At 42.8% G+C, this 25,819-nt stretch carries 14 protein-coding genes and 1 pseudogene; 12 read left to right on the top strand and 3 right to left on the bottom strand.

Annotated elements, in window-relative coordinates; genetic code table 11:
* Positions 1-767: 767 nt before the first annotated feature.
* On the top strand, positions 768-4,379 hold the full coding sequence (locus tag ONV78_RS17930; RefSeq protein ID WP_279505196.1) for an ATP-binding protein: 3,612 nt from the start codon (positions 768-770) through the stop codon (positions 4,377-4,379).
* Between the two features lie 378 nt (positions 4,380-4,757).
* Here ONV78_RS17930 and ONV78_RS17925 read toward each other — a convergent pair whose 3' ends face one another.
* The gene (locus ONV78_RS17925; protein ID WP_279505195.1) at positions 4,758-5,375 is read right to left on the bottom strand and encodes a hypothetical protein; all 618 of its coding nucleotides are present in this window, start codon (positions 5,373-5,375) and stop codon (positions 4,758-4,760) included.
* 522 nt (positions 5,376-5,897) lie between these two features.
* On the opposite strand from ONV78_RS17925, the gene ONV78_RS17920 reads away from it, so the two are divergent.
* From ONV78_RS17920 to ONV78_RS17905, 4 genes are all read left to right on the top strand, one after another.
* Entirely contained in the window at positions 5,898-6,893 is a 996-nt protein-coding gene (locus tag ONV78_RS17920; protein ID WP_279505194.1) for a methyl-accepting chemotaxis protein, read from the top strand.
* Positions 6,894-7,335: 442 nt separating this feature from the next.
* Positions 7,336-7,641 (top strand): hypothetical protein, encoded by a 306-nt coding sequence (locus ONV78_RS17915; RefSeq protein ID WP_279505192.1) that lies wholly within the window; start codon positions 7,336-7,338, stop codon positions 7,639-7,641.
* Positions 7,642-7,888: 247 nt separating this feature from the next.
* Positions 7,889-11,671, top strand: a complete 3,783-nt coding sequence (locus ONV78_RS17910) for a response regulator (RefSeq protein WP_279505190.1) — start codon at positions 7,889-7,891, stop codon at positions 11,669-11,671.
* Positions 11,672-11,681: 10 nt separating this feature from the next.
* Positions 11,682-12,608: a diguanylate cyclase gene (locus tag ONV78_RS17905; protein ID WP_279505189.1), complete on the top strand. Its 927-nt coding sequence runs from the start codon at positions 11,682-11,684 to the stop codon at positions 12,606-12,608.
* A gap of 85 nt (positions 12,609-12,693) precedes the next feature.
* On the opposite strand, the gene ONV78_RS17900 is transcribed toward ONV78_RS17905, so the two are convergent.
* Complete coding sequence (locus ONV78_RS17900) at positions 12,694-13,506, bottom strand: hypothetical protein (protein ID WP_279505187.1); 813 nt, start codon at positions 13,504-13,506, stop codon at positions 12,694-12,696.
* Positions 13,507-13,781: 275 nt separating this feature from the next.
* Here ONV78_RS17900 and ONV78_RS17895 point away from each other — a divergent pair, with 275 nt between their 5' ends.
* The 6 genes from ONV78_RS17895 to ONV78_RS17870 all read left to right on the top strand — a co-directional run bounded on the left by ONV78_RS17895 (position 13,782) and on the right by ONV78_RS17870 (position 24,668).
* Positions 13,782-17,600: an ATP-binding protein gene (locus ONV78_RS17895; protein ID WP_279505186.1), complete on the top strand. Its 3,819-nt coding sequence runs from the start codon at positions 13,782-13,784 to the stop codon at positions 17,598-17,600.
* Positions 17,601-17,797: 197 nt separating this feature from the next.
* The gene (locus tag ONV78_RS17890) at positions 17,798-18,934 is read left to right on the top strand and encodes an FIST N-terminal domain-containing protein (RefSeq protein WP_279505184.1); all 1,137 of its coding nucleotides are present in this window, start codon (positions 17,798-17,800) and stop codon (positions 18,932-18,934) included.
* Between the two features lie 2 nt (positions 18,935-18,936).
* Entirely contained in the window at positions 18,937-20,841 is a 1,905-nt protein-coding gene (locus ONV78_RS17885) for a bifunctional diguanylate cyclase/phosphodiesterase (protein WP_279505182.1), read from the top strand.
* Positions 20,842-20,892: 51 nt separating this feature from the next.
* A complete protein-coding gene (locus ONV78_RS17880; RefSeq protein ID WP_279505180.1) occupies positions 20,893-22,863 on the top strand; it encodes a diguanylate cyclase in 1,971 nt (656 codons plus the stop codon).
* A gap of 261 nt (positions 22,864-23,124) precedes the next feature.
* A complete protein-coding gene (locus ONV78_RS17875; RefSeq protein WP_279505179.1) occupies positions 23,125-24,042 on the top strand; it encodes a diguanylate cyclase in 918 nt (305 codons plus the stop codon).
* A gap of 11 nt (positions 24,043-24,053) precedes the next feature.
* A complete protein-coding gene (locus ONV78_RS17870) occupies positions 24,054-24,668 on the top strand; it encodes an Hpt domain-containing protein (protein WP_279505177.1) in 615 nt (204 codons plus the stop codon).
* A gap of 122 nt (positions 24,669-24,790) precedes the next feature.
* Here ONV78_RS17870 and ONV78_RS17865 read toward each other — a convergent pair whose 3' ends face one another.
* Positions 24,791-25,255: a hypothetical protein gene (locus tag ONV78_RS17865; RefSeq protein WP_279505175.1), complete on the bottom strand. Its 465-nt coding sequence runs from the start codon at positions 25,253-25,255 to the stop codon at positions 24,791-24,793.
* A 154-nt stretch (positions 25,256-25,409) separates the two neighbouring features.
* On the opposite strand from ONV78_RS17865, the pseudogene ONV78_RS17860 reads away from it, so the two are divergent.
* Positions 25,410-25,664, top strand: a pseudogene (locus tag ONV78_RS17860) (transposase); the annotation flags it as partial.
* Positions 25,665-25,819 lie beyond the last annotated feature (155 nt).

Below are 25,819 nucleotides of genomic sequence, written 5' to 3'. Positions count from 1 at the left end.
TTCTGAAGGATTGATAGATATGGGGGCTAAACACTCTATTTCTGATCAATATACAAGTTGGGGTAATTCGATTTAAGAATTCTCGTAACAAAAAATCTCTCAAAAGCTTTACTAAAAACTTTAAGAAAGCGCGAGTGCTCTTCGGTTCCTATTGTAAAGCTCAAACCCTTCCCTGCGAAATAACTCTGCTGTTGGTAAGCCTGTTAGGGTTTGAGTCCGAGGTTGGCGGGTGTGGGGTGGCGGATGATGATTGAAGTTTGTCAGTGCTAACCAGCTTCTTGAGGTGTTTTGGATGGTTGCTATCTATGGTCGAAAGAGGGGGGGGGGCTGGGAGCAGAAACAAAAAAAGCGCCTTAGGCGCTTATTTGTCAGAGTTGAACTTCAACTCTTCGTGTTATTTGAACCATAAAACTGCACTTTCTCTGAACCATAAAACTGCACTTTGTTGACTACTACCCGCATAAAGACTGCTTTCGACCCGAAACGGACATTGGGGTTGTGCTATATTTTTTTGGTCAATTTCAGGTGATGAGGGCCGCTTCTGACAGATATGGGGCGCTTCCTGTAATGCTAGTCATGGAAGCTGCGATTCGACGGTCGCTAGCGTCAGCGATTTGGATGGTTCAGTCTGAAACCTTAGATTCAATCGGGCGTTCGAATCCAAACATAGAATTTAAATAAGCCAGAGTATCCAGTTAAAAGTGGCTAGGTTACCTCAGCCTTTCGTGCATTTTCGTTTCCTGAGGGCTACGTTAGTTCAGCATCGTATGATAAAGGCCATCATCTCTCTAATACGCTGGTTTTCCAACAGCCTCAATAACTTCGTGTATTGGCTGGAAAGCAAAGACCGCTCCGCCGAAATGCAATCAAAGTTCGTGGACCTCGCTCCAACTGACGAAGCAGACAAGACTGGCGTATATTCCGAAGCGATTCTGTTTGCAACGAACAATGACAAGGTCTCTAACATTGCCCTAACGGGTCCCTATGGATCAGGAAAGAGCAGTATCATCCAATCTTTCTTGAAGAAGTATCGGCGGCCTGCGCTTCATATCTCCCTTGCTGCGTTTGTCCCCGAAGCTGATACGGGGAATGTGGAGGTGGGTCGTCAAGAGATTGAGAGAAGTATCCTGCAGCAGATGTTGTATGGTGCTGACGCGAACAAGCTTCCGCTATCGCGATTTAAAAGAATTCAGTCCCCCGGTTTTGGGTCGATCTTTAAATCTCTTTACATCCTGCTTGGACTACTTGCGCTTTGGTACGTGTCTCAACAGCGAGAAGACATCATCAGCGGTACTTTTTTTGGTCCTCTTGTGTTCAGCAGTTGGCTCAATCTGGGCGCCATCATGCTTTCGGCAGTTTTTCTCTGGGATGTGGCGAATTACTTTTATGTCGCGAGCTTTGGCCTTTCACTCAAAGGCATCTCGTTGAAAGATGTTGAGATCAAGCCTGCACAGGATGACGAGGCGTCCATACTTAACCGTCACTTGGACGAAATAGTCTACTTCTTCCAATCAACCAAGTACGATCTTGTGGTCATTGAGGACCTAGATCGATTTAACAATGCAGATATTTTCGTCACGCTGCGCGAAATTAATAGACTTGTGAACGAGAACGCAGGAGTGAAACGGACCATCCGATTTCTCTACGCCCTGCGCGACGACATGTTTGTCAACACCGACCGAACCAAGTTCTTTGAATTTATCATTCCCGTCATTCCGATCATCAACATATCGAATTCGATCGATATGGTATTGGAACAGGGAAGGAGACTAGAGCTCGACGAGCGCCTTGATCAGCAGTTTCTGAGAGAGGTCTCACGATACCTGAACGACTTGAGGTTGATTCAAAATATCTTTAATGAATACGCCATTTATGAGGCTAATTTGGAAACTGATGGAGAGAATCTACTTGATGCTAACAAGCTCCTAGCGATCCTGATCTATAAAAATGTCTATCCCAGGGACTTTGAGCAATTGCACCGCGGCGCGGGGACTCTCGCTGAAATATTGAATTGTCAAGACGAGCTCATGAGGCATGGTGAAGGCACATATAGGAGCGAAATCGCGGAACTCGAAAAACAGCTTGAAGTCGCCGAGCAACAGACTCCTTCGGATCTGAGAGAGCTACGACAAATCTACGCTATGGCTCTGATTGAGAAGTTCTCAGAGGGGGTTATCAGCATTAGCCTTGATGACAGAACATGGGGCACTCTTCAACAGCTGGCTGCGCACGATGTGTTTGAACAATTTACAGTGGCCACCCACTTGTACTACCGTAACATCCATAATCAACGACAGCGGGTAAATGTTTCCAATTTGCAAAGTGAGGTGGATTCTCAGAGATCTTATCAACAACGCAAAGCGGAGATTGAAAGCAAGGCGGCTGAGAATAAGAACAAGAACTCGCGCCGAATACGCGATCTAAGACTAAAGATCGCAGCGCTTCGCACGACTAAACTCAATGAGTTGTTACGTTTGAACGCCGACAGCGTAAAGGATCTTTTCGGGGGCTTCGGGGAAAACGGAGAGCTTGCCCGTTTTCTGATCCTAGAAGGTCATCTCGACGATACCTACTACCAATACACTTCACTCTTTCACTCAGGCCGTTTGTCGCCGAATGACAACAAGTTTCTGATCCAGATACGGGCATTTGTCACGCCTGAGCCGGGTTTTCCGATAGACAATCCAGGTGAAGTCATTGCAGCGATGCGAGAAGAAGATTTCCGGCAAAGCTATGTCTTAAACGTCAAACTCGTTGATAGTCTCCTGAGTGATCTTAGCCGTTACCACAGCCAGTCACAGAAGCTTTTCGAGTATTTCTCGTCAGAATTCGAGAGTAGCGAGGACTTTTTCAGTGCCTATTACGCTAGCGGTCGCAATATCGTAGAACTACTTTCGGGACTGGCCAGCACGTGGAAAGGTCTTATTCCAGCTGCCATTGCCAGCTCCAACAATGTCTCCCACGTCACCCAACTGGTCGCGAGCCTACCGGAAACCTCGCTCAAAAGGCTTGCAAGTGATTTTAGCGAGCTACCAGAATTTGTTTCGGTGAACCTTCCAGAGATTCTGGTGATTTTACCCGAACTAGCTCCTGAACGTCTTGGATGGCTAGGTTTTGAGGTCAAAGATCTGGTTGCGATCAAAGAACACTCTGAAATTGTACGCTTTATGTTCGAGGAGGGGCTTTTCGAACTCACGATTCCGAACTTGGAGTACGTCTACCAGGCGATTTTGGGAGAGAACGACCTTAAGCCACTGCGTGAAGGGAACTATACGGCCATACGTTCGACGAATAACACAATCTTGATCAATCGGGTCGAGCGTGATTTCGACCTCTACCTACATGATATCCTTTTGAAGCTTCCAGGAAACTCAAAGGAGGATGCCACCGCTATTCTTGACGTGGTTCGCCACGATACACTTGATCAAAATGATCTTCGGGAGTTTCTTGGACGGCAGTCGAGCCTATTGCCAACTCTAGAAGAAGTACCCGAGAAATTGGACGCAATGTTGTTTGAGCTAAACAGGATTGAACCAACTTGGATGAACTGTCTTGCTTTTATAACAGGTAAAGGGTTCGTTCCAGATATCCTGGTTAGCTATCTCGAGCGAGATGATGTCCGCGCCAAGATTTTGGAACATCCTATACCCAGCGATGCAGATGCACAGCAGCTGCGTCGATTCCTCTTCGAGGCAGGCTCGTTGTCTGATGCTGCCTACAGAGAATATGTTCACGCCCTACCAAACCCGTTCAAGACGCAACCCAAAGGACTCGAGCCAGCCAAACTTCGAATCCTGATAGATGAAGAAAAAATCACATTCACCAAGGAAAATCTGGGCGCGCTCGCTGACAACAGGGATTTACAGGTACTATTCGTAGCGGCCAACATCGACGAATATCTGGCGGATACTGATAACTTTGGACTCGACGATGACTTTCGAGAGGAGCTTCTTCGAACTAAAATTGATGATGAAGCCAAGCTCGGGATAGTCGAATTGATGGACCTAGAAGCGCTTGTGAATCATCCCAAGAGATTAGCGCTCATCGTCTCGATTCTTGTCAGCGCCGACGGCAGCATATCCAATCTCAATGGGAGTATTGTGCAATCCCTGATTCTGCGTTCGGCGCCCATAGCGACGCAAATCTCACTCTTTAACAAATATCACTCTCGTTTGACGGATGACGAAGTGCGCCTTGTCTTGGCTAATCTACCGAAACCATTTTCTGAAATAAAAACTGGATACCATGCGCCGAGACTGAAAAACACTCCCGAGAATCGGGTTTTGGTCAAATGGCTAGATTCAAGGAAGATTATTTCGTCATGGATTGAAGGTGGCTTGTTTGGTAATGATATAAAAGTGAATCTCTATAGGCGCTGATAAGTGACTTTGAAATTCCCGTTACCACCGTCCAGGTCAAAGCGAGCTGCGATATTGCTGGAATGTATCACTTACGTTTCAGTGAGCAACAGACCCCTTTGTCTTTAGCGAGTGAGTACTGGGAGGGCTGGAAACGGCGATCTACAACTATGAGCCCGAATTCGTCCCCTCTAAAACGGGCCATAGATGCGGTGTTTGTGGGTAATGCTTCCCCTAAAAAAGAAAGCTGTTTTAATGGCGGTAGACAAGATTGAGCAGGGCGCTGTCGTACTGTTAGCGACTTCAGACAGGTAAAGCTCTTCAAACCCAGATTTGATACTAATTAAGTAATTTTTTCTTTTTCGGGAGCTTCCACTGGCAAGCGATCTCCATCGTAGATCAATGAACGGGGTGTTTCTGCCACCTACTCTCCACATAGTTGGCGGCGACTTGGGAAGGAGTCATGCTGGAGTGATAACAATGATACTTGTCATCCCAGCGCAAACATAGGCCAACAGGTGCGGCTTTAAGTTCTTGGGCCTGGTACTCATTTATTAAGAACAAAACCCTGCCCATAGCACTTCCTCTTAACTTCCCTCTGACCGTTTCAAACAGCACTAGCTCATACGTGCCCGCCTTGAAGTTGACATCTTCGGAGTCTGCAGACAAAAAGTGCTGCTCAACCGTGATACCTTCTCTCGGCACGACTAACTTTTCGCTGACTCTTTGGCTTTTGCTGTTTAAGTGAAACCAGTGTGGGAACTCAATCACTTGTTCATCATTTATCAGCCAAACAACCTGCCCACGGATCGTTACTCCATTCTTTGATTTGCAGGACAGCGTTGTCAGAAGGCGAACTTCACATTGCCGCCTACCGGTGGTTGAAAAACTTTGATCTAGAAGAATATAGCTGGGCTTGGTCATAGAGTAACGGCTTTGCTCACGACTCATGGCCCAGAGCAACGCAGCGACAAGAGCCCCCAAAGTCAACACTATCCATACTTCCCATTGAATCATCGTTAACCTCCCTGGTATTCCGTCATCTATAAGGCCTCTATTAAAGTTTAGCCTAGAGGATGCTTGTTGGTTTTATTAGCTGAAAGTTATTGACCTCGTTGGTGAACAGCCAATGTGAAAGATCAATGATCGGGTCAGGTTTTGGCGCTGAGGGACCTAACCCAGCTCCGATGGCGCTTTTCAAGTGTTAAGCAAAGGATTATTAGTGGAAAGTGGATTTCTTCCGCAGTGACTGTGAGCTTGTTCTATAGTTATTAGGCTTTTGTTGAAACCAGAGTGACCACAATGCCGCCATCTATGTGGAACGCCCAGCTCAAGCTTCCAAGCTCAAAATTAGGCCTTCTAATAGGCACTAGTTTGTTGTGTGCTGGCTGGCTCACGTCGGGCTCAGTATCAGCCTACCTCTTCACTGCCGCCAGCCTAGCCTTCCTTGCTCTGCGATACATTATGAAAGGGCGTGTAGACCGGGACGTTATCGAACGCGGTCAGGTTGACCACGAAGTTATAAGGGAATATCGACGAATGGTTAAAGAAGTCAATTCGTACACCGGTGAACACTTCGCGAAAGTCAGTGAAGAAAGCCGTATCGTATCCGAGACTATCAGTGGAAATATTGACCTTCTTGGTCGTTCATTTATGTCGCTAAGTAGGCTGTGTCAGGAGCAAGGGCTGTTGTCGAGAGAGATTTTTGAGCGAATGAAAATCAAGCCTTCTGAGGAACCGCAAACTGAAGAGGGCTTTGGTAATAGTAGCGAGGTCCGAGATCAACGCTTCAACATGGAGTTTTTTGCCGAATCGTTAGACAAGGTAATTAGTGGTTATGTAGACCTTTTGGTTGATGTAAGTGAAAAGAGTGTGAATGCCGTGCACAGAATTGAAGACATGGTTATTCATATAGATCAGATGTTTAGCCTTCTCGGGCAGATTCAGAATATTGCTGGGCAGACAGATCTACTGGCGCTTAACGCGGCCATAGAGGCCGCCAGGGCAGGCGAAGCCGGCCGCGGGTTTGCTGTAGTTGCTGATGAGGTTAGACGCTTGTCACGTAATTCCAGTGATTTAAATACAGAGATCAAAGACAAAGCTAGTGAAGCGCTCGATGCTATTAGTAAAGTACGAAGCATAGTGGGAGATGTGGCGTCTTTGGATATGAAGGATGCGTTGAACTCACGTGGTTACATTGATCAGATGATGGATATGATGCGTGAGAACAATATAGAAATGAACACAGCCGTGGAGCGCATGACACGACTAACGAAGGAGGTTGGACTAGCTGTGGAGCATTGCGTACAGGGACTTCAATTTGGCGATATTTCGACTCAAATGTGCGGGCGGATGGTGAAAAGGCTGGAAGCCTTGGATCATGCAGTTAGACTCCAGAAAGAGTTGTGTTTGGATCAAGGCGGACCAGTAGATATCTCATATGTACGACAACAGCTTGAAGCCAGCAGATACGATACGGGACCGCATGGCTCTGCTAAAGCTGCCGAAACTGGCGCTGACATTGAACTATTCTAGCCTTTAGCTTTAATTAAATACTAAAAGGCGCTTTATAATTGTAACTATAAGTATTTATTTGTATTGGGAGTTCTCTCTAGGATTGGCGTGTTTTCATAACAAACTGTTTTTTGTAGTTTGGGTTTAAATATGTTTTGAGGAATATAAAATTGGAATATTAAGGTAGATGATTTTCTTTTAAGAGGAAAGGTGAAGGCTTTGTGCTCATTTATCCCCCTCCCTCTCGTCGTATGCTATTTAGGAGTACGATTCTTTGCCGGTTATTTTTTTGGTTATAGGGGCGTCGTAAATGAGAATTTTTGTATATAATAAAAAAATATATACACTTGCGCGCGCGCGTAACAAAGAATAGCTATATTTTTATTGATGGTTTAAGTGGATCGTTATTCTCTGGCTCAGAGAAAGCCATTAGGCTCTTTCAAATTGTAGTGGAGGAACACGGATGATGACGATAAATATAATATATGCAACGTGGAGTAATATAGGCCTTCATAACTTAAGTGACTTTGAACGGGTGGCTGCCTTGATTCAGTCTTTGGAGGAAATATTAGCAAAAATTCGCACTTATAACTATCCGGAAACTATCGTGGAGAAGGCGGATGAGTTATCTCGCCGAGTTGGTGTACTGAAAACCACTATTACCGAGAACGGGAGAAAAAGAGCATACCTCGACGCAAATAGGGCTGTGGATGAACTTGCAAAAGTCATGAAGGAAGAATTGCCCCAATGGCCTTTTTCAGCCCTTTAACGATTATCCCCCCTGTTCACTCAGTGAAGGAGGAGCTAAATTTGAGTTACAAAAAAGTCGTAATTTAACGAATTTTCTGAAGTCTGTTCTTGCAAAATATCGATATGTAACTCTCCTCCGTGCTTTTACAAAAACTTACGCTACTGAGACAAACTCCATCTAAACTGAATTAAAGGGAGGTCGATACTAAACTTGTTTATTGTGAGTGAATGCCATTGAAGTGAGAGACTTTAAGGGAGAGGGTTTGATGTTCAGGCATTGGATTTCATCGGCAAACCATACAGGAGCTAAAGCGGCGTTGCTCGCCCTCTTGATTTTTCTGGTGTTGGCGTTACCAGTCTACTTATTGGCTTTCCAGCTAGAACTGAGCCGGGCGCTTGATCAGGAAGCTGGGCTTCTGCAGGGACAGCTTCTGTATCGATCTGAAGCGTTTGAAAAGCAAATGTCTGAGTTTAAAAGAGATGTTCTTTTTCTTTCTCAAACGCCGCCAATTTCAGGGATTATTCGCGCAGCAAATAATAATGGTTATGACCCCAAAGAAAATAACGATATTGATGTCTGGCGAGATCGCCTTGGAATTATTTTCTCACGGTATATTGAAAATAATCCCGCTGTATTGCAAGTCAGATATATTGGAGTAGCGAATAACGGTCGGGAAATAGTTAGATCTGATCGTGTTAGTGGTAGTGCGGTAATACTAATGAACGAGCAACTTCAGGAAAAAGGCGGTCGTGACTACTTTCTTGAGACAATAAAGCGTCAGCAAGGTGATATATATATATCAGAAATAAACTTAAATCAGGAACACGGCGTTGTAGAAATCCCTCATAAGCCGACTCTTAGAGTCGCCACTCCTATTTTTGAAAATGATGCACGCATATTTGGAGTAGTTATCTTCAATATTGATGCGCGTTTTTTGTTTCAAAACATCTCTCAAAGTTTGCCTGATGGGCACTTTCTTTACTTGCTGAACAAAGATAATGATTTTTTGATACATCCAGACCAGAGTAAAACCTTTGGTTTTGATCTAGGGGCCCTTCATCGTTGGCAGGATGAATTCAAACTGACAGAGCAACGAGCGGATCTGCCCCGCTACATTCACAATCAGCAATATATGTACGCGTATAAGAAAGTGTTCGTGCTTGACGCCAGCGTTCAGAGTAGAACATTAACTCTGGTAATGAGCACGACGGAGGAACGCTTGGTAGAAAAGGTGCGAAACAGGGCTTTTGGGGCGCTTGGAGGGCTTGCTGGCGTCATTCTGATTATGGGCGTTATTTTGTATTTTTACTTGCTGATGCTAAAGCAGAGGTTGCAGGCAAATCTTGGGCAAGCGAGGCTCGCTGCGATAGTGAACAGTTCCAGCGAAGCGGTGATTGGAGTGACATTAAGCGGTGAAGTCTCGGATTGGAATAAAGCCGCAGAGTTAATGTTTGGCTTTGCAGAAAAGGAAGCCCTTGGCAAGAAACTGAATGATCTGATCATGCCCCCAGAGCAGCGTGAAGAGGCATACTCAACTTTAGAGAAAGTGCGAGATGGGGTCGTTGTATCCCATTTTGATACATGGAGAAAGCGTAAGGATGGAAGGCTTCTCGATGTATCTGTTGCTTCGTCGCCAATCAAATCTGATAGCGGGGACATCGTTGGAGCCGCGTTCACTATCAGAGATATTTCAGAGCAAGTAGTGATACGTAATCAGGTAATGGAGCTAAACGCCAATCTTGAGCTGAAGGTCAAGCAAAGAACTGAAGAGCTGCTTGAAGCGAAGGAAATGGCGGAAAAAGCGTCTTTGGCCAAGTCTGAGTTTGTCGCCAACATGAGTCATGAAATAAGAACGCCTATGAATGCCATCATTGGCATGCTTCAGCTATTAAAAATGACCAAACTAAGCGGCCAGCAAGCGGATTACGTCGATAAGACCAATGGCGCTGCCAGATCCTTGCTTTCAATCCTGAATGATATTCTGGACTTCTCCAAAGTTGAGGCGGGAAAACTCACTTTAGACCCTCACCCCTTCAATTTAGACACTTTGATGAGCGAAGTGAGCGCGATTATGTCCGCCAATCTTGGGGAGAAGAACCTTGAACTCATTTTCAATATTGACCCTCGGGCGCCTATCAATTTAATCGGTGACAGTCTGCGTTTAAAACAGGTTTTACTTAATCTGGTCAGCAACTCCATCAAATTTACAAATGAAGGAGAGATTATTTTATCTGTGCGACCAAGTTTACTTGAAAACGGTAAAGCCACCCTTGTTTTTGCAGTTTCTGATACAGGGATTGGGATCTCGGATGAGCATCAGAAATTAATATTTGACGGCTTCTCCCAGGCTGAAACCTCCACTACCCGTAACTATGGCGGCACGGGCTTAGGGCTGGCGATATGCCAGCGTCTGGTGAATCTGATGGGGGGAGAGATAAAAGTTGAGAGCAAACCTGGATTGGGTAGTACATTCAAGTTCACTGCCGACTTCTCGCTACAGAAAAAGAATGCCTTAGAGGCATGCAACTCATTACCTTTGTCAAAAAAACTGCAAAACTTGCAAGTATTGGTTGTAGATGACAATGAGCAGTCTCGAGTGATCGTCTCTGGCGTCGCCAAATCGTTAGGCTGGAATGTGAAAATTGCCCCGTCTGCGGAGGATGCAATACAGAAGCTAAGAGAATCTGAGGGCGGCGAAGAACAATATGATGTGATCTTTATGGACTACAGCATGCCTGGCATGAACGGTATGGAGGCCAGCTATCAAATTAAAAAACTGGCTGTAATTAATCAGCGCCCTCTCATTATCATGATGACGGCTCATGGCCGGGAAGTGCTCAATACGACTGGTATCGACTACAAAACAGTCTTGGACGGCTTTATTGTCAAACCTATTACTGCATCGATGCTGCTGGACTCAGTCGTGGAGGCGCAGGCTGAACAACTCAGCAGAACGGCTGAGAATGTGTCGGTCTCACCCAACGAAGCCCATGACACCGGCAAGCCGTTACAAGGGCTTCGTATTTTATTGGTTGAAGACAATACTACAAATCAGCAAGTAGCGAGCGAACTTCTCAACAGTGTGGGAGCAAAAGTGGAAGTTGTTGGCACTGGTAAATGGGCGGTTGAAGCGGTAAAAAAAGCCTCTCCCCAATTTGACGCGGTGCTGATGGACATCCAAATGCCAGACATGGATGGCTATGCCGCAACGAAGGAAATTCGCAACAGGCTAAACGAGCGGGACTTACCGATTATCGCGATGACAGCAAATGCCCTGCCTGCCGACCGCGAACTTTGCCTATCTGCGGGAATGAATGAGCATGTTGGTAAGCCATTTGATTTGGAGGCACTGATAAAAGTAGTACTCCGCTGCGTTCGACCTGTGCAAAATCCAGAGGATATAATTGGTGAAAGCCCTGTATTAGAAATGGCTATCGATAGTAAAGCTCTATTCGCATTAGGGTGGAGGTACGGTTTTGACATACAAAGCGCCTTGAAGCGATTTGGAGCGAATGCAAATGCGTACTCGATGGCTATTAAGGGGTTTAAGCTGGAAGTTGAGAAGGCGAATACACTGCTCTTTCAGATCAATGAGTCAAGTGAGAAGGCTCAGGCAGCAAGAAGTCTTCATACTTTCAAGGGAATTGCTGGTACTGTCGGGGCGAAGCAGCTGGAGTCGGTGACCCGAGAGCTAGAACAGGCGGTAAATGAAGGTGCAGTTGGGCCAGAGCTTCAGGCGTTATTCAAAGAAAAGCTTGCAGAGGCGCTTTCTGGGACTGACATAATTATTGAAAACTTCAGTGGTGCGTTAAATTCAGATGATATTAATTTAATCCATTCCTACGAAGATCTACGTAAAGGTATTCTTGAGTTAGCCCTCCTTGTTGGGAATCGTGATATGAGTGCGATGTCTCTCTTCGAAACCCTTAAAAGCAAGCATGCTCGTCGTATGCCGGAATACTTTAGCAAGCTGGAGGCTGATATGGGGCGGTTGGATTTCCAAGCTGTACTGGGTGATTGCACCGACATGCTGAAAAAAATTGGTTGAGAGTATTCATGTGGAAAGACCTTCTCCTTTTAAAGATCGAAGAGCCAGAATACTTATCGTGGATGATCAGCCTCTTATTGTGCAGGCGTTATTTGGTATCCTGAAAGAAGTCTATGACGTTTATGCTGCGTCTAGTGGGAAGAAGGCTCTCGATCTCTGCGATAAGCAAAGCTTTGATCTAATTCTGCTCGACGTCATTATGCCAGAGATGAGCGGGCTGCAACTTTGTGAGGTGCTCAGGGAATACGCTACAACAAAAGATACGCCTATCATATTTGTGACGGCGCAGGATTCGCCAGAAGAGCAGGACAACTGTTGGAGCGCAGGAGGCGTAGATTTTATTTCCAAGCCCTTCAATCCTTCTACAGTGTTAAATCGAGTTTATGCACACCTGACAATAAAAGCTCAAGCAGACTTGTTGCGGGAAATAGCTTATTTAGATGGACTAACCAATGTTGCGAATCGCCTATCCTTTAACGAAAAAATAAAAGAGGAATGGGATAGGAGCAGACGGAACGGGACATCACTTGCGACTCTGATTATAGATATCGATTACTTTAAGAAATTCAATGACTGCTATGGTCACTTGCAAGGAGATGAGTGCTTATCAAGGGTCGCTATCTGCATTAAAGAGCAATTGAGGCGGCCTGGCGATTTAGTAGCTAGATATGGGGGGGAGGAATTTGCGTGCGTCTTGCCAGAAACGGATATTAAGGGCGCGAAGCATATTGCTGAGAATATAGAAAATGCAGTGCGGGCCTTAGCGATTCCTCATAAAGGGTCGTTATGCTCAGAGGTGGTGACGGTAAGCATTGGCGCCAGTGATACTTCAACAGAAAACTACGCAAGCATGATGGATTTCATAAACGCTGCAGACCAAGCACTATACGTAGCCAAAGAAGGGGGAAGAGGCAGAGTTAGCGTTAAACATGTGTGAAAAGCCTCTCCTATCTCCCGCTGAAAAATATGGAGCGGCGTAGGGAAAATATATTTATCGATGCTGCGGTATGAATAGAATAGCCTTATATAGCCTGCCTGCTTTCTGTTGTAAGGCCTCGAAGACCTGTTTTGATGGAGCGCAAGTAACTTTCAATAAGTCTATGGGAAGCTTGCTGTTCTTCAAAGTCGTAAAGAAGCTTATTAATAACGCCAATAAGTTTTTGCTCCCGCTCTGTTAACGTCTCGTCATATTTACAGGTTTCACTGACAGACCATCTCAGTTCCGATACAAGAAGCTCAGAACAAACGGTCCTAGATGATTCGATAGCCACGGTATCATTAAGGAGTTCTAAAGTGTGGTCAATAGTCGCATAATTATGCTGTAAAATTGTGCTGCATTCTGGTTTTTTCTGTGTCAGCCTTGCTAATACAAGGTTAACAGCCCTCGCAAGTCTGATTAGTGGATCTGTATATTTATCTCTTTCTGAAAAGTCAATCTTTGCACAGATGCTAAAGTGGGGGTATACGACAGCCCAATGATCATGGCTATAGACCACCCGCTGCCCCATTCCTGATATGGTGTTTATTAGATCCAGTTTTTGGAATGGAACATAGAGATCAGTGCCACTTATATATGTGAAGCGGTGAGTGTTTACTTTGAATATGTACTCAAAATCATAAAAGGTTAGAACCCTTTGCACGGAGAAAAAAATCTCAAGCGGGTCATCAACATCCAGACTGTTCTCTATAAAATCAAGTATTCTATGAAGATTATTGTTTGTGTCAATTAGCTGTAGTCCCATTCTATGGAGACCTTTTATCGAGCCCTCCATCTCATCAGCATTCCTATCTTTGTATATATCAGTCCTAAATTCTGCACTTGTTTGTGAACTCATACCTAGTACTCCACTTCCACCATTCTGTGAGTATAGATAGAGCGCCGCTAAAAAATTATGCGTAGCGATACGCAATTTGGAGAGATGTTTTCAGTAGTTTTACTGAGAACATCTCTCTGATACGCCCCTCAGCGTCTTCGGCGGCTGACTGGAGATATCAAAACCATGAAAGCAACTTCCCTTCAATGTACTAAGCTTACTGATGATGCCTGCTAGTTCTTGCGCGTTATTAAGAATAGGCAAGGCTTGGTGAACAGCATAAGGAGATTTGGCTCATGGAAGCTGGTGAGAACGAGAAAAAGGAACATTCATGCCACTTTTCATATGCCATGATGGCCGTAGCTTACTTCATCCTTTCTATCTTCTGCATACTGATATCTAGAGAGTCTAACGGCGTAGCCTCGATTTGGCTTTCTAATGCATTTGGGTTTGTAGTACTAATCAGAACTCAAACAAAGCGATGGGTATACTCATTAATTTTAATTTTTATTGCGGGTGTGGCTGCCAATATGATTTATGGCGATGATCTGGTATTTGCATCGCTATTGATGGTTGCTAATGTCACGGAAATATTCTTTGGTGCACTTATTGTTAAATCATTCTTAACAAAAAGTGAAGACTATTCCGGAGCTGTATACTACATCTATGTCACGATTATATACACTGCTCTTGCCTCTTTTATAGGGGGCGGAATAGGAGCATTAATAGTTAGTAATTATTATGATACGAACTTTTTGCTCACGCTAAAAGGCTGGTGGATTGGAGATGCAATAGGCGGGTTCATGATTATCTCACTAGGCGTCTCTATTCCAGACAACTCATTGCGTAAAAGTATTAATTTATCTTCTTTTCTTCTGCGGCTTATTGGGTCATTGTTCGCCTCATATTCTGCATTATATCTTTTCGATTTTCCATTCGTCATTGTTGCCTTGGTTCTGATTGCGTGTAACTTTGGAACTAGTGTGTTTGAAACATCTCTTGTTTCGAATCTGGTTATAGTTTTTTTAGGAGTCGCACTGATTTTTTCTGATGGTGTTATTCCTGTAAGCTATTCCGTAGACTTGGTCCAGCAGTTTTGGATATCAGCTGCTACATCCTGTCTTACCCCGGTGATTGTAATGTTCTTGCTGAGTCATACTAAGGAAAAAGATCGTCAGGCTAACTATAGTGACGTTTTATTTAAGCATGTGTTTAACTTTGCGGCGACCGGGTTAGCTATTTCGGATGAAGAAGGTAAATTATTGAAGGTGAATGATAATTTATTGAAAATGCTCTGTTATTCTAATGAAGAGTTAATAGGAAGAAGCATGAATGAGATTACTTATTTTGAGGATGTTAAGCCTTCATATGAGCAAAAAGGACGACTGTTTAATAATCCTTCAAAGTTAAGTGTTATTAAAAAAAGATTGTTAAGGAAAAATGGAGATTTTTTTTGGGTGAAAGTAAAGTCCGTGGTGATGGATATGGATGGAAGTCGTCAGATAATTGATCAGGTTGAGGATATAACCGCAAGTAAGAGATGGGAGGATGAAATCAAGGTTTTGACAGAGAGGTTGACAACCGCAGCGAACTCCATAGGAATAGGTATATGGGACTGGAATATAAAAACGAATGATCTTTATTGGGATGCAAAAATGTACAAGATCTATGGAGTAGACTCTTCCAAGAGTTCTGATAATTATGCAATGTGGAAATCAAGGGTGCACCCGGAGGATTTGAATTGTGCTGAGCAGCTTCTTTCTTCAGCGGTTAAAAACAGAGACAAATACGATACGGTGTTCAGAATAATATTGGATAACGGAGAAATTAGGGATATCAAAGCAGCTGGCCTAATTATTCAGGGTGAAGAAGGTGAGCCCGAGCGTATGGTAGGAATGAACTGGGATATCTCTGAGTTGAAACGAATTGAGAGAGAGCTCTCCTTGGCCAAAGGACAAGCTGAAGCAGCGAATAAGGCTAAAAGTAATTTTCTGGCGAATATGAGTCACGAAATCAGAACGCCCATGAATGCAGTACTTGGTCTTTCAAAGGTGTTAAGCCATACCGATTTAAGCCCTATCCAGAAGAAATATTTGAACATGATTGAGAAAGCAGGAAGATCGCTTCTCTCATTGCTCAATGACATTCTAGATTTCTCCAAGATAGAAGCAAATAAGTTGGAATTAAATGAGGTTGAATTCGACATAAATGAGACCATCAGTGCTGTTTCTTATGCAGTCTTTTCTAGTGTCAGAAATGAAGATATAGAATGCTTTATCGATCTTCAGGAAGGGCTGGATATTACACTAATAGGTGATAGTCTGAGGCTTGAACAAATATTAATTAATTTAGCTGGAAATTCAGTTAAATTTACACACTCCGGAACTGTTTCTTTATCTGTGAGAGAGTTACAGAGAGATAATGAAACGATCACTCTCAAATTTTTGGTTACCGATAGTGGTATAGGAATGACTCCAGAACAAATGAGTAGCTTGTTCTCTGCATTCCAGCAAGCCGACGCCACCACAACTAGAGAGTATGGGGGATCTGGGCTGGGTCTGGCGATTACTAAGAGGTTGGTTACTATGATGGGCGGCGATATTACTGTAGAGAGTGAAGTCGACAAAGGATCTCAGTTCAGCTTTTATATTCCTTTTAAGTATAAATTCCCTGTTAATGAAAAAAAATACACGGATACATGCTGTGGTTTTAGCGTGCTATTCCTTGCTGGTTTCTCTGTCGTAAATAGTTATGTGGAAAGATTAATAAAAACTTGGGGAGGAGAAGTAAGTAAGAATAGTGATTTTGAGAGCTTAATTAAAATGTCGGAGGCTTATCCCAGTAAGCGAAATATTTTAATAATCGACTATAAAGCAGTGGATCTCTATCCAAGTGATACTTTGGCGTACTTACAAGAAAAAATAACTGATAGTAATATCAAAGTTATTTTTTTGCTTTCCCCGCATCAGTATAGAGAGTTATCACTAAAATTTAGCAAGATTAATTTTGATATGGTCTATAAGCCCGTATTGGGGCCAGCATTGCGTGAGGCTATAATTAGACTCGACTCGGATGAAGAAAGAAAAGACGCGAATAAGAAGGTAGATAAAATAAATTTTACCGGTAAGCAATTGTTGTTAGTGGAGGATAATGAGTTTAATCGATTAGTGGTGCAAGGAATGCTGGGGGGGTTAGGCGTTAGTATTGATGTTGCTGAAAATGGGAGGCAAGCAGTTGATATTATTAGAAATAATCCAAATGGTTACGATTTGATTCTCATGGATGTTCAAATGCCTGTCATGGATGGTAGAGAGGCATCAAAAATTATTAAGTCGGAACTGGGGGTTGATATTCCTATCATTGCGCTAACTGCTGGGATGATGGCGTGGGAGAAAGAGTTGTGCTATCAGGCAAGGATGAATGAAGTACTTGGAAAGCCAATTGAGTATGAAGAATTCGTTTCTGTTTTGTCAAAATATCTCGGCTCGGAAATTAATATAAAAGATATTTACGAAAATAAAGTTACATCAGGTGAAACTGTAACTTTAAATACGGAAAAGTTAGATGGCTTAATTAAGGTTAGTGGTTGTCAAGCAACAGGCTTAATAACCATGGTTAAAGATTTCTGTCGAAAGTGGCCGGCTGAGATTGAAGATGTTGGTAAAAAGATATTAAGTGAGCAATGGGACGAGGCTTATCGGATATTACATACAATGAAAGGAGTTTCAGGAACAGTGGGAGTAGAAGCCTTTAGCACCTCTGTCGCAAATCTAGAAATTGCAGTAAGAGAAAGAAGCCCAGCTTTAGTGGATGCGGGCTTATCTGCAGTGAAGGCAGAGTTGAATAAGGCTAGTAAGGAGTTAGAGGCATGGGCGGAAGGGGTATCGCTTGATACTGGTGAAGAAGGAACGTTTGAGCTCGGAGAAATAAAAATTGAAGAGTTTGTTACAATGATTAGAACAAATAATATGTCTGCGTACGATATATATTCAAATTTGAGGGCTGGACTAAAGGATAAGTTAACAAGCTCTTCTATTAGTGAACTAGACGAAGCGTTTGCTAGCCTGGATTTTGAAAGAGCGTTAACCATCATGCTTCGTTCGGGATTAATTTAGCTTTCACGGTTATGATTAATGTGTTTACGCTTTTAACGAATAGATATGTTTTGCCGGTTTGTTTTTTTGATAGATGGTTCTTGTTTATTGTTGTGAGTCGTTTTTAATTGTAGCTTTCACAATACTGATGCTGGCTATTTTTTAAAGTAAGGCTACCTTAAAAGTAGGTTTCTTTAAATCAAGGAGGGTGAGTCAAGATGCTAAGTATCTTTCAAGCAATACTTCAGGATGACGCTTGGGATAAGCCTCTTCCAGAAAATAGCTTAGCCCAATGGGTCATCGCATTCGGCGACAAAAATGTCATGGAAAATCAAGCTATTAGAAACGAAGTGAGGAAAGCCTTCCCTGAAGCGCAGATAACAGGTTGCAGTACCAGTGGCGCCATTGAAGGGAGTCTGTTGTATGACGACTGCCTTTGCTTGACCGCGGTTACTTTTGAAAATACCAGAGTTGCTACGTTTTCAGGAGAATTCGCAGCGTTCGGCGACAGTCAAGCTCTTGGAACTTATCTTGCTGATCAAGTCGATAGAGAGCGGCTCGTTCATATATTCGTACTCTCAGATGGACACGTCGTAAACGGATCAGACTTAATTCGCTCTATTTGTAAGAGAATGCCCGAAGCTGTTTTTATAACAGGGGGGCTGGCGGGGGATGGAACAAATTTTAAAGAGACGAAAGTTTGGATAAATGAGGAATATAAAGGCGGATTGGTTTCTTTAGTCTGCTTTTATGGTGAACGTTTAAAAGTCGGAAAAGGAAACTTCGGGGGCTGGAAGCCTTTTGGTCCATTTAGGCGTATTACTAAGTCTAACAAAAATATCCTATATGAAATCGATGACAAACCCGCTCTCGATATTTACAAGGAATACTTGGGAGAAAGCGTAAAGGAATTACCTGCTGCAGCGCTTCGTTTCCCAATCGGACTTAAACATTCGGTAGCAGAAGAGCTTGTAGTTCGTACCATTCTCTCCATTGACGAAGAAAATAGGAGCATGGTTTTTGCCGGAAATGTTCCTGAAGGAGCAAGTTGTCAGATAATGCATGCTAATTATGAGAACCTGATAGCCGGCGCTGGCTCTGCAACGGAGAATGCGGTTAATGATCAGAATGGTATAAATCCTCAATTGGCGATACTTGTCAGCTGCGTGGGTAGAAGACTGGTACTGGGAGTGAGAACGGAAGAAGAGCTGGAAGAAGTTCAGCAGTTAATCTCAGATGACTGCTGTATGACCGGATTCTATTCATATGGAGAGATCTCTTCTGTTATCTGTAGTGATGGTCGCTGTGGCCTTTTGAACCAGACGATGACGGTGACTCTCTTCGAAGAGGTTTAATTATGCACAAGGCGCTATTACGTCAATTAAAAAGGTGTGGTTTAACCAGCCTGGTGGATTCTTATCCGAAGCTTTTTGAAAGTATTTCTGACGCCTATGTGCAGGGTGAGGAGGAGCTAAAGTTAATAGAACACTCACTCTTTGTTGTATCGAATGAGTTGAATGATCGAAATGCAATGTTGCAGCAACAAGTCCAGGAGCTTAAACGAGCTAATAACGAAGTATCTCAAACTGGTGCTGAGTTGGCTGCGATATTTGACGCCACAGGAGAAGCAATTATTTCTTTTGACTGTGAAGGTAATTTAACGCGGCTTAATAATAGAGGAAAGGAATTCGTTAATCAGTTGGATGGTATTGACTTTAACGAAAGAGCCCTCCCCAGCCTTTGTAAGAATACATCCGATCTCGAAGATACATTTGAGAGGATCGAGCAGGACTCTTTTATTGACGTATACGGAATTGTTGAGTTTAAACGTAGACGTTTCTATGAATACTATTCATCCCCTAAAGTTGTTAACGAAAAGCTTGAGGGACGAGTATGGAGTTTTAAGGACATTACTGTACAAAAAATTAATGATGATGTCATAAGATTTCAGGCGTTACACGATTCTTTAACAGGGTTGCCAAATAGAAATTGCATGGAAATTATTTTAAAGGAGCAAATCAAATTTCATAAATTTCATTTGATGAGCATGGCTATATTATTTGTTGATTTAGTAGGCCTTAAAAGAATCAGTGATACCCAAGGCTATGAAGTAGGTGATGCCGTATTAATAGACTCTATACATAGAATCATGCTTTGTTTGCGTGACCAGGATGTGATAGCACGATTTGGGGGGGACGGCCTAATTGTTGTAATGAAAGATATACTAGATAAAGACTGGGTGAATACGATTTGTAAGAAAATAGAGAGGGAAGTTGGACAACCTGTGGAGCTGTCTAACCACTTATATTTTGTTTCTTGTCATATAGGAATTAGCCTTTATCCTGAAGATGGAGACACTGCCAATGAACTTGTACATAGGGCTGACTTGGCGAAATATCATGGATTTAATAAAGGCGTCTCTATTCAATTTTTTAGCTCAAATATTGCAGATGAAGAGCTGCAAAAAATTACTGTAGAGAGTCAACTCAGAAAGGCAATAGAAAATCTTGAGTTGGCTTTGTACTTGCAGCCTAAAGTTGATATTAAGAGTGGTGAAATAAAAGGAGCGGAGGGATTGATTAGATGGATAAAGCCAGATGGAAGCATCATATCTCCCGGCGTGTTTATCCCCATCGCAGAAAAGACTGGGATGATAAGGGATATAGGGAAGCTTGCAGTAAAAGAAGCATGTAAAATTTTAGCACATTGGAGCACCTTAGGAATTTCTGATGTGCCTATTGCCATAAACTTATCAATTGCTGACTTTAATGATAAAAAATTGGTGAGCAGTATACTGTCTGAGCTTCGAGATTCTGATGTTTCACCATCAAAATTAATACTGGAAGTGACTGAATCGCTATTTATGGCTGATAAAGATTTGGTCAAAGACGCTATGGTTCAGTTAGGGGCAGAAGGCGTTAAATTTGCCTTAGATGACTTTGGAACAGGATATTCATCATTAAGCTATTTACAAGAACTTCCATTTTCCTACTTAAAAATTGACCGGTCTTTTTTGCTTGAAGTTCATCAAGACAATAAAAAATCGGCCATAGTTCAAACTATTATAGATATTGGAAAAAACTTAGGCTTGATGTTGGTGGCGGAAGGTGTGGAAGATGTTGAAACACTCGAGTTTGTTAGAGAAAAGACGGGAAATGAAGCCTTAGTTCAAGGATTTTTGTTTTACAAGCCTATGCCTCACGATAACCTTACAGGTCTATTACTCGATAGCTCCAAAGGGAATAAAAGTATAGGTGTGTGAGCTGTATTTTTTGACTGCCAGAGTATTAATATAATATGTCAGAGGTTGATAATGTTAGACGACAGCCTTTGGAAGTTACCTTTACCTCACTTATTTGCTGAGACAGACTCGAATGGTGAATGGACAAGAAGTAATTCGTCATGGGCCGAGTATACAGGATATACGTCAGTAAAATCGCTTGGCAGACAGTGGATAGATGCAGTGCATCCAGACGATGTTTCTGCAGCTCTGGAGCTGTGGCGCTCAGGTATAGAGTCGCAGGGGCCTTTCCAATTATTTATCAGGCTTAAAAGATCTTCAGACTCAGTATACCGCCGTCATATATGTCGTGTTCTACCCGTTATTGAGGGCGAAACTTGCGTGTCTTGTTGGCTAGCTTCCTTCACCGATATACATGATTTCAGGGGGCAGGCCGGGTCACCCCTAGCTGAAGCTCTAGACGAAAAGGATTTGTTAGAAGTTTCAAATGATTATTTGATGGAGGTTTTGCAGGAATATTATACAACTGAAAAGAGACTGGAGAAGGCTACAGCGAAGCTTAACCAGATCGTCCAGGCGCAAGCCCTTTTGTCACAGGCGGAATTGGATATTGAGGCTTTTTCCTGCCTGGTAACAGAACAGGTGCTATCGATAACTCCAGCAACGGGAGCGGCGATTGAACTTATCTCTGGAAAAGATTTGACATATCAGGCAACCAGCGGCTCAGCGAAGGCATACAGAGGACTTAGCTTAAGTATAGATAACAGCTTATCTGGACTCTGCGTCGCCAAACGTAAGGTATTGGCTTCAGAAAATACTGCAGAAGATCCAAGAGTGGATTACGAAACATGTAAAAGAACAGGCGTTTGCTCAATGGTAGTTGCTCCGCTATTTGATGAAGGAAACGTAGTCGGAGTATTAAAAATTACTTCTGATAAAACTCGCGCTTTTCATGAAGATGACGCCAAAACGCTTGAAATGATGGCAGGATTAGCCGGTGCTGCTATTGGAAGACAGTTCAGGCTACGGCATAAAGAAGAGATGCTGGAACAGAAGACTCAGGCGCTACATCTATTAGAGAAAGAGGTAGCGCAGAGAAAAATAGTCGAAAGAAAACTCAAAGAGAGCGAAGCGAGAAATAGAACGATTTTAGAAAGCTCCCATGAGGCCTTTATCGCAATAGACGCCAATGGAATCATCACAGACTGGAATAAGCAGGCGACAGAAACCTTGGGCTGGACTTCTAGTCAGGCTATTGGGCAAAGATTATCAGAGCTAATCATCCCTGAACCATATAGAGAGTTGCATGAAAAGGGAATGAGGAAATTTTTAGACACTGGGGACGGTCATGTTATTGGTAATCGTTTAGAGTTGAGCGCCTTAAATAGTCAAGGCGTTGAGATTCCGGTCGAAATAACTATTACTGCCATAAGCACTAATGAAGGATGGCAGTTTTGCGCATTTCTTCACGATATTTCTGACCGTAAGAAAAATGAAGAGAAACTGCTTTATATGGCGCAATATGACAATCTGACAGAGCTTCCAAACCGCTCCTTGTTTTATGATCGCTTGAATCATGCACGCGAATTAAGTAGGCGAAATAACTCAAATTTTTCCTTAATGTATTTAGATATTGACCACTTTAAATCAATAAATGATACATATGGGCATGGCGTAGGCGACGAACTATTAAAGGCGTTTAGTCAGCGAGTGAAGTCAACGATAAGAGAGTCTGATACGCTGGCGAGGCTAGGTGGGGATGAGTTTGTGATTATCTCAGAGGATGTAGCCACTTTAGCTGATGCTGAACAAATTGCTCAAAAAATTGTATCGTCGATGAAAGCAGATTTTCAACTTAGTGAAATGGAGATCAAGGTCGGAACCAGCATAGGCGTTATACATTCCCCCAGTTCTGATGCTTCGCTTGACGCTATTGTTCGAATGGCGGACGAAGCATTGTATCTAGCAAAAGCCGCTGGGCGTAATACATACGCTGTCTATCAAAACGATAACTCATCAACTCTATTAACTGGAAGGCAGTGAATTTGTGAAGCATGGATCTTGTTATGCGCATGGCTTTGTAAGTTTGGAAGTAGTGACGCTTGATTATGGGGGCTATTGACGACGCCACCTTCGGATGCCTCCTCGCTATCGGACTTTTCATGATCTATGCCTATACATTGCTCAAGGGGGGATGCTCGCCAGTAGCGATTTGCCTTTGATTACTGCTTGGTGAACTTGATCGAAACCTGTGCTACTTTTTAAAGATAGCAACTCATTTCTGAATGGCTGAATAGGCTTTATATGCACCTAAAAGGTAACTCGGAGGTATTAATTCTTGTCATTGACGATTCGGCCGATGTGATAAAGCACCTCCACTCTATTCTGAAAGATGACGCCAGGATCATATTTGCAACCAACGGTCTCGATGGGTTAAATATTGCCAAAAAGCGCCAGCCTCATCTAATAATGCTAGATATTAATATGCCGGAGATGAACGGCTATGAGGTTTGTCGTGCTCTAAAGGCTGATCCACAGACAGAGTTAATTCCTGTTGTTTTTGTAACGGCTCATTTGAGTATTAGTCATGAGATAGAGGCCATAGAGGCAGGCGCTGTCGATTATATAACTAAGCCTATTAACGGAAGGTTGGCGAAAGCTAGGATAAACGCTCACCTAACAGCTAGGCTGCATGCTGAGATGTTACGTGTGCTTGCGGTCTCTGATGGCTTGACTGGTGCATTTAACAGAAGGTTTTTTGACGAGACTTTGGCTGGCGAGGTGCGACGGCATCAAAGAAGTAACCACCCATTGGCGCTTATCTTGCTGGACGTAGATTACTTCAAGCCCTATAACGACTGTTACGGCCACTTGAAAGGAGATGAGTGTTTGGTTGCTATCGTTAACGAAATGTTACTTGCGTTTCAGAGAGCGGGCGAAGTAGTGGCCAGATATGGAGGGGAAGAGTTTGCGGTAATATTGCCGAATACTAATGTTGAAGAGGCTAAGAAGTGTGGAGAAAATATTCGGAGTAAGATTGCAAATTTAAACATACCTCATATCAATTCTGAGGTTGCGAACTGCGTAACTGTTAGCGTGGGAGTTGCTGTTAAAGAGTCCACGCTTACAATATGCGGCCCAGATTTAATCAAAAAGTCAGACTTGGCTCTATATCAAGCAAAGAAAAACGGCCGCAACCAAGTAATGGTGATAGAGTTATAGAGAGGTTGCAGATGATGAATGAAAGTTTAAATAGTCATGATGATTGTATTGATCTGCCATCATTCAACCCCAAAAGCCTTTCGCAACTTATCTCTGTTGCGCCAAGTCGCGCTAATAGTGTTTACATATTAGTGGAGGATTTTATCAAGAGGTGGCCAAATAGAGTGCGGGTTGCTCATGATATGGCCAAAACAGGATCATTAGAGCATGCTATTCGGGAATTGCACACTTTGCGAGGGAGCTGCGGTGCGGTAGGTGGAGAAAGGTTGGGACAGATAACCCTTACAGTTGAGCGTGCTCTTGCTGAAAATGGCAGCAATAACTTAGATTCACTATTTAATGAGATTCACCAAGAGCTCAGCACTTTAACTGTTGAGGCTGAGTCTTGGTTAAGTCACCAGAAAGGCTGGAGCCATCTTGAAAATGAGGTCGATTTGCCTCCAGAATTTGAAGATCGTCTTCTCAAACTCTTTAATGATAATGATATGGAAGCTTACGATTTATTTCAAAGGACGAGAGATATATTTGAGAAAAGACTGTCGGATAAAAATATGACAGACTTGGATGAGGCTGTTAGTAACTTGAATTTTCGTAAAGCCGTTGAAATTTTAAATGATTCATTTTAAAAATTGTGATTGATTAAGTAAATGATTTGCTTATTGTTCTGATGTAAGTTTAATTCTGATTTTTAATGAATGTAGATGGTTTTCTAATAATCGATGAGATGCTTTTTTAACTTCGAAGTGATTTATGACTTTTTAATGGAGTTGACTAAGGTTTTGTCACTGATGCTCAGGGCTTCGATCACAGTGTTATTTTTCCTCGCCGCCCATTTCAATTCTGATATGATCTCATAATCTAGTGAGCCTCTGGCTTCTTCGATATCAATAACTTCTTTTAATAAGCTTTCTGTATGCTCAATGCTGCCCATGAATTGGTCGATATGCGCGGTTTCAGAAGCAGGTTTGATAATCTTTTTTGATAAAATATTTTCAATGGTTTTTCCAAGCTTTAGAAGTGGGTTTGTATATTGATTTATTTGTGATGGGTTAAATTTTGCGTAAAGTGAGAAGTGCGGATAAGAAATGGCGAACCAATCATTGCAGTAAAAAATGCTTTTTTCGCTATTATGTATTTCTTGAATTAAGAGTTTGTTGTTAAAGGTTACGAATAAACTCTTTGAGCTAATATATTCTTCGCCTTGAATGCTCACCTTGAATATGTAGTCAAAGTCATAATGGGAAAGAGTTCTCTGTATGGCGGAAAGGATAGAGGTGATGTCATTAGTTTCATAACACTCTGTAGTGGTCTAATAGTCCCGGACACATTAATAAGAGACAATCCCCGTCAACGATTAAGGTGTCAGCATGAGTCAGAAAAAGTCGTATAAGCAGTATACAAGAGAGTTTAAAGAAGAGGCCGTTTCCTTGGTGCGCGACCAAGGTTATTCCGTCCCAGAAGCGGCTAAATCCCTCGGCATTAGCGCCAATATGCTCTACAAGTGGAAGGAAAAGATTGAAGCTCAGCTTGAAAATCAGGTTCTGGCTGAAGACGAGCGCGCCGAGTTAAAACGGCTTTGCAAAGAAAACAAAGAGCTGCGCATGGAAAAGGAAACTCTAAAAAATGTATGGTCTGCTACAATTTTACAAGCTCCAACCGATATGAAGAATACGTTTGCGTCAATGTATCCGGCCTGCTCTTGAGCAACGTGCTTGCTCTGGCCTTGGTGGGTGGGTTATTGAAGAGGCTCGTTAACCTTTAAAGGCACCTCTTACAA

The organism is Hahella sp. CR1 (assembly GCF_029813005.1).
In the GTDB taxonomy this organism is placed as follows: domain Bacteria; phylum Pseudomonadota; class Gammaproteobacteria; order Pseudomonadales; family Oleiphilaceae; genus Hahella.
The sequence above is the reverse complement of the archived record's forward strand: the minus strand, read 5'-3'. Positions and strand labels throughout refer to the sequence as shown.

Coding starts and splice junctions, on each gene's coding strand:
- ONV78_RS17930 (WP_279505196.1), top strand. CDS start 768: ATGATAAAGGCCATCATCTCTCTAATACGCTGGTTTTCCAACAGCCTC.
- ONV78_RS17925 (WP_279505195.1), bottom strand. CDS start 5,375: ATGATTCAATGGGAAGTATGGATAGTGTTGACTTTGGGGGCTCTTGTC.
- ONV78_RS17920 (WP_279505194.1), top strand. CDS start 5,898: ATGGTTAAAGAAGTCAATTCGTACACCGGTGAACACTTCGCGAAAGTC.
- ONV78_RS17915 (WP_279505192.1), top strand. CDS start 7,336: ATGATGACGATAAATATAATATATGCAACGTGGAGTAATATAGGCCTT.
- ONV78_RS17910 (WP_279505190.1), top strand. CDS start 7,889: ATGTTCAGGCATTGGATTTCATCGGCAAACCATACAGGAGCTAAAGCG.
- ONV78_RS17900 (WP_279505187.1), bottom strand. CDS start 13,506: ATGAGTTCACAAACAAGTGCAGAATTTAGGACTGATATATACAAAGAT.
- ONV78_RS17895 (WP_279505186.1), top strand. CDS start 13,782: ATGGAAGCTGGTGAGAACGAGAAAAAGGAACATTCATGCCACTTTTCA.
- ONV78_RS17890 (WP_279505184.1), top strand. CDS start 17,798: ATGCTAAGTATCTTTCAAGCAATACTTCAGGATGACGCTTGGGATAAG.
- ONV78_RS17885 (WP_279505182.1), top strand. CDS start 18,937: ATGCACAAGGCGCTATTACGTCAATTAAAAAGGTGTGGTTTAACCAGC.
- ONV78_RS17880 (WP_279505180.1), top strand. CDS start 20,893: ATGTTAGACGACAGCCTTTGGAAGTTACCTTTACCTCACTTATTTGCT.
- ONV78_RS17875 (WP_279505179.1), top strand. CDS start 23,125: ATGCACCTAAAAGGTAACTCGGAGGTATTAATTCTTGTCATTGACGAT.
- ONV78_RS17870 (WP_279505177.1), top strand. CDS start 24,054: ATGATGAATGAAAGTTTAAATAGTCATGATGATTGTATTGATCTGCCA.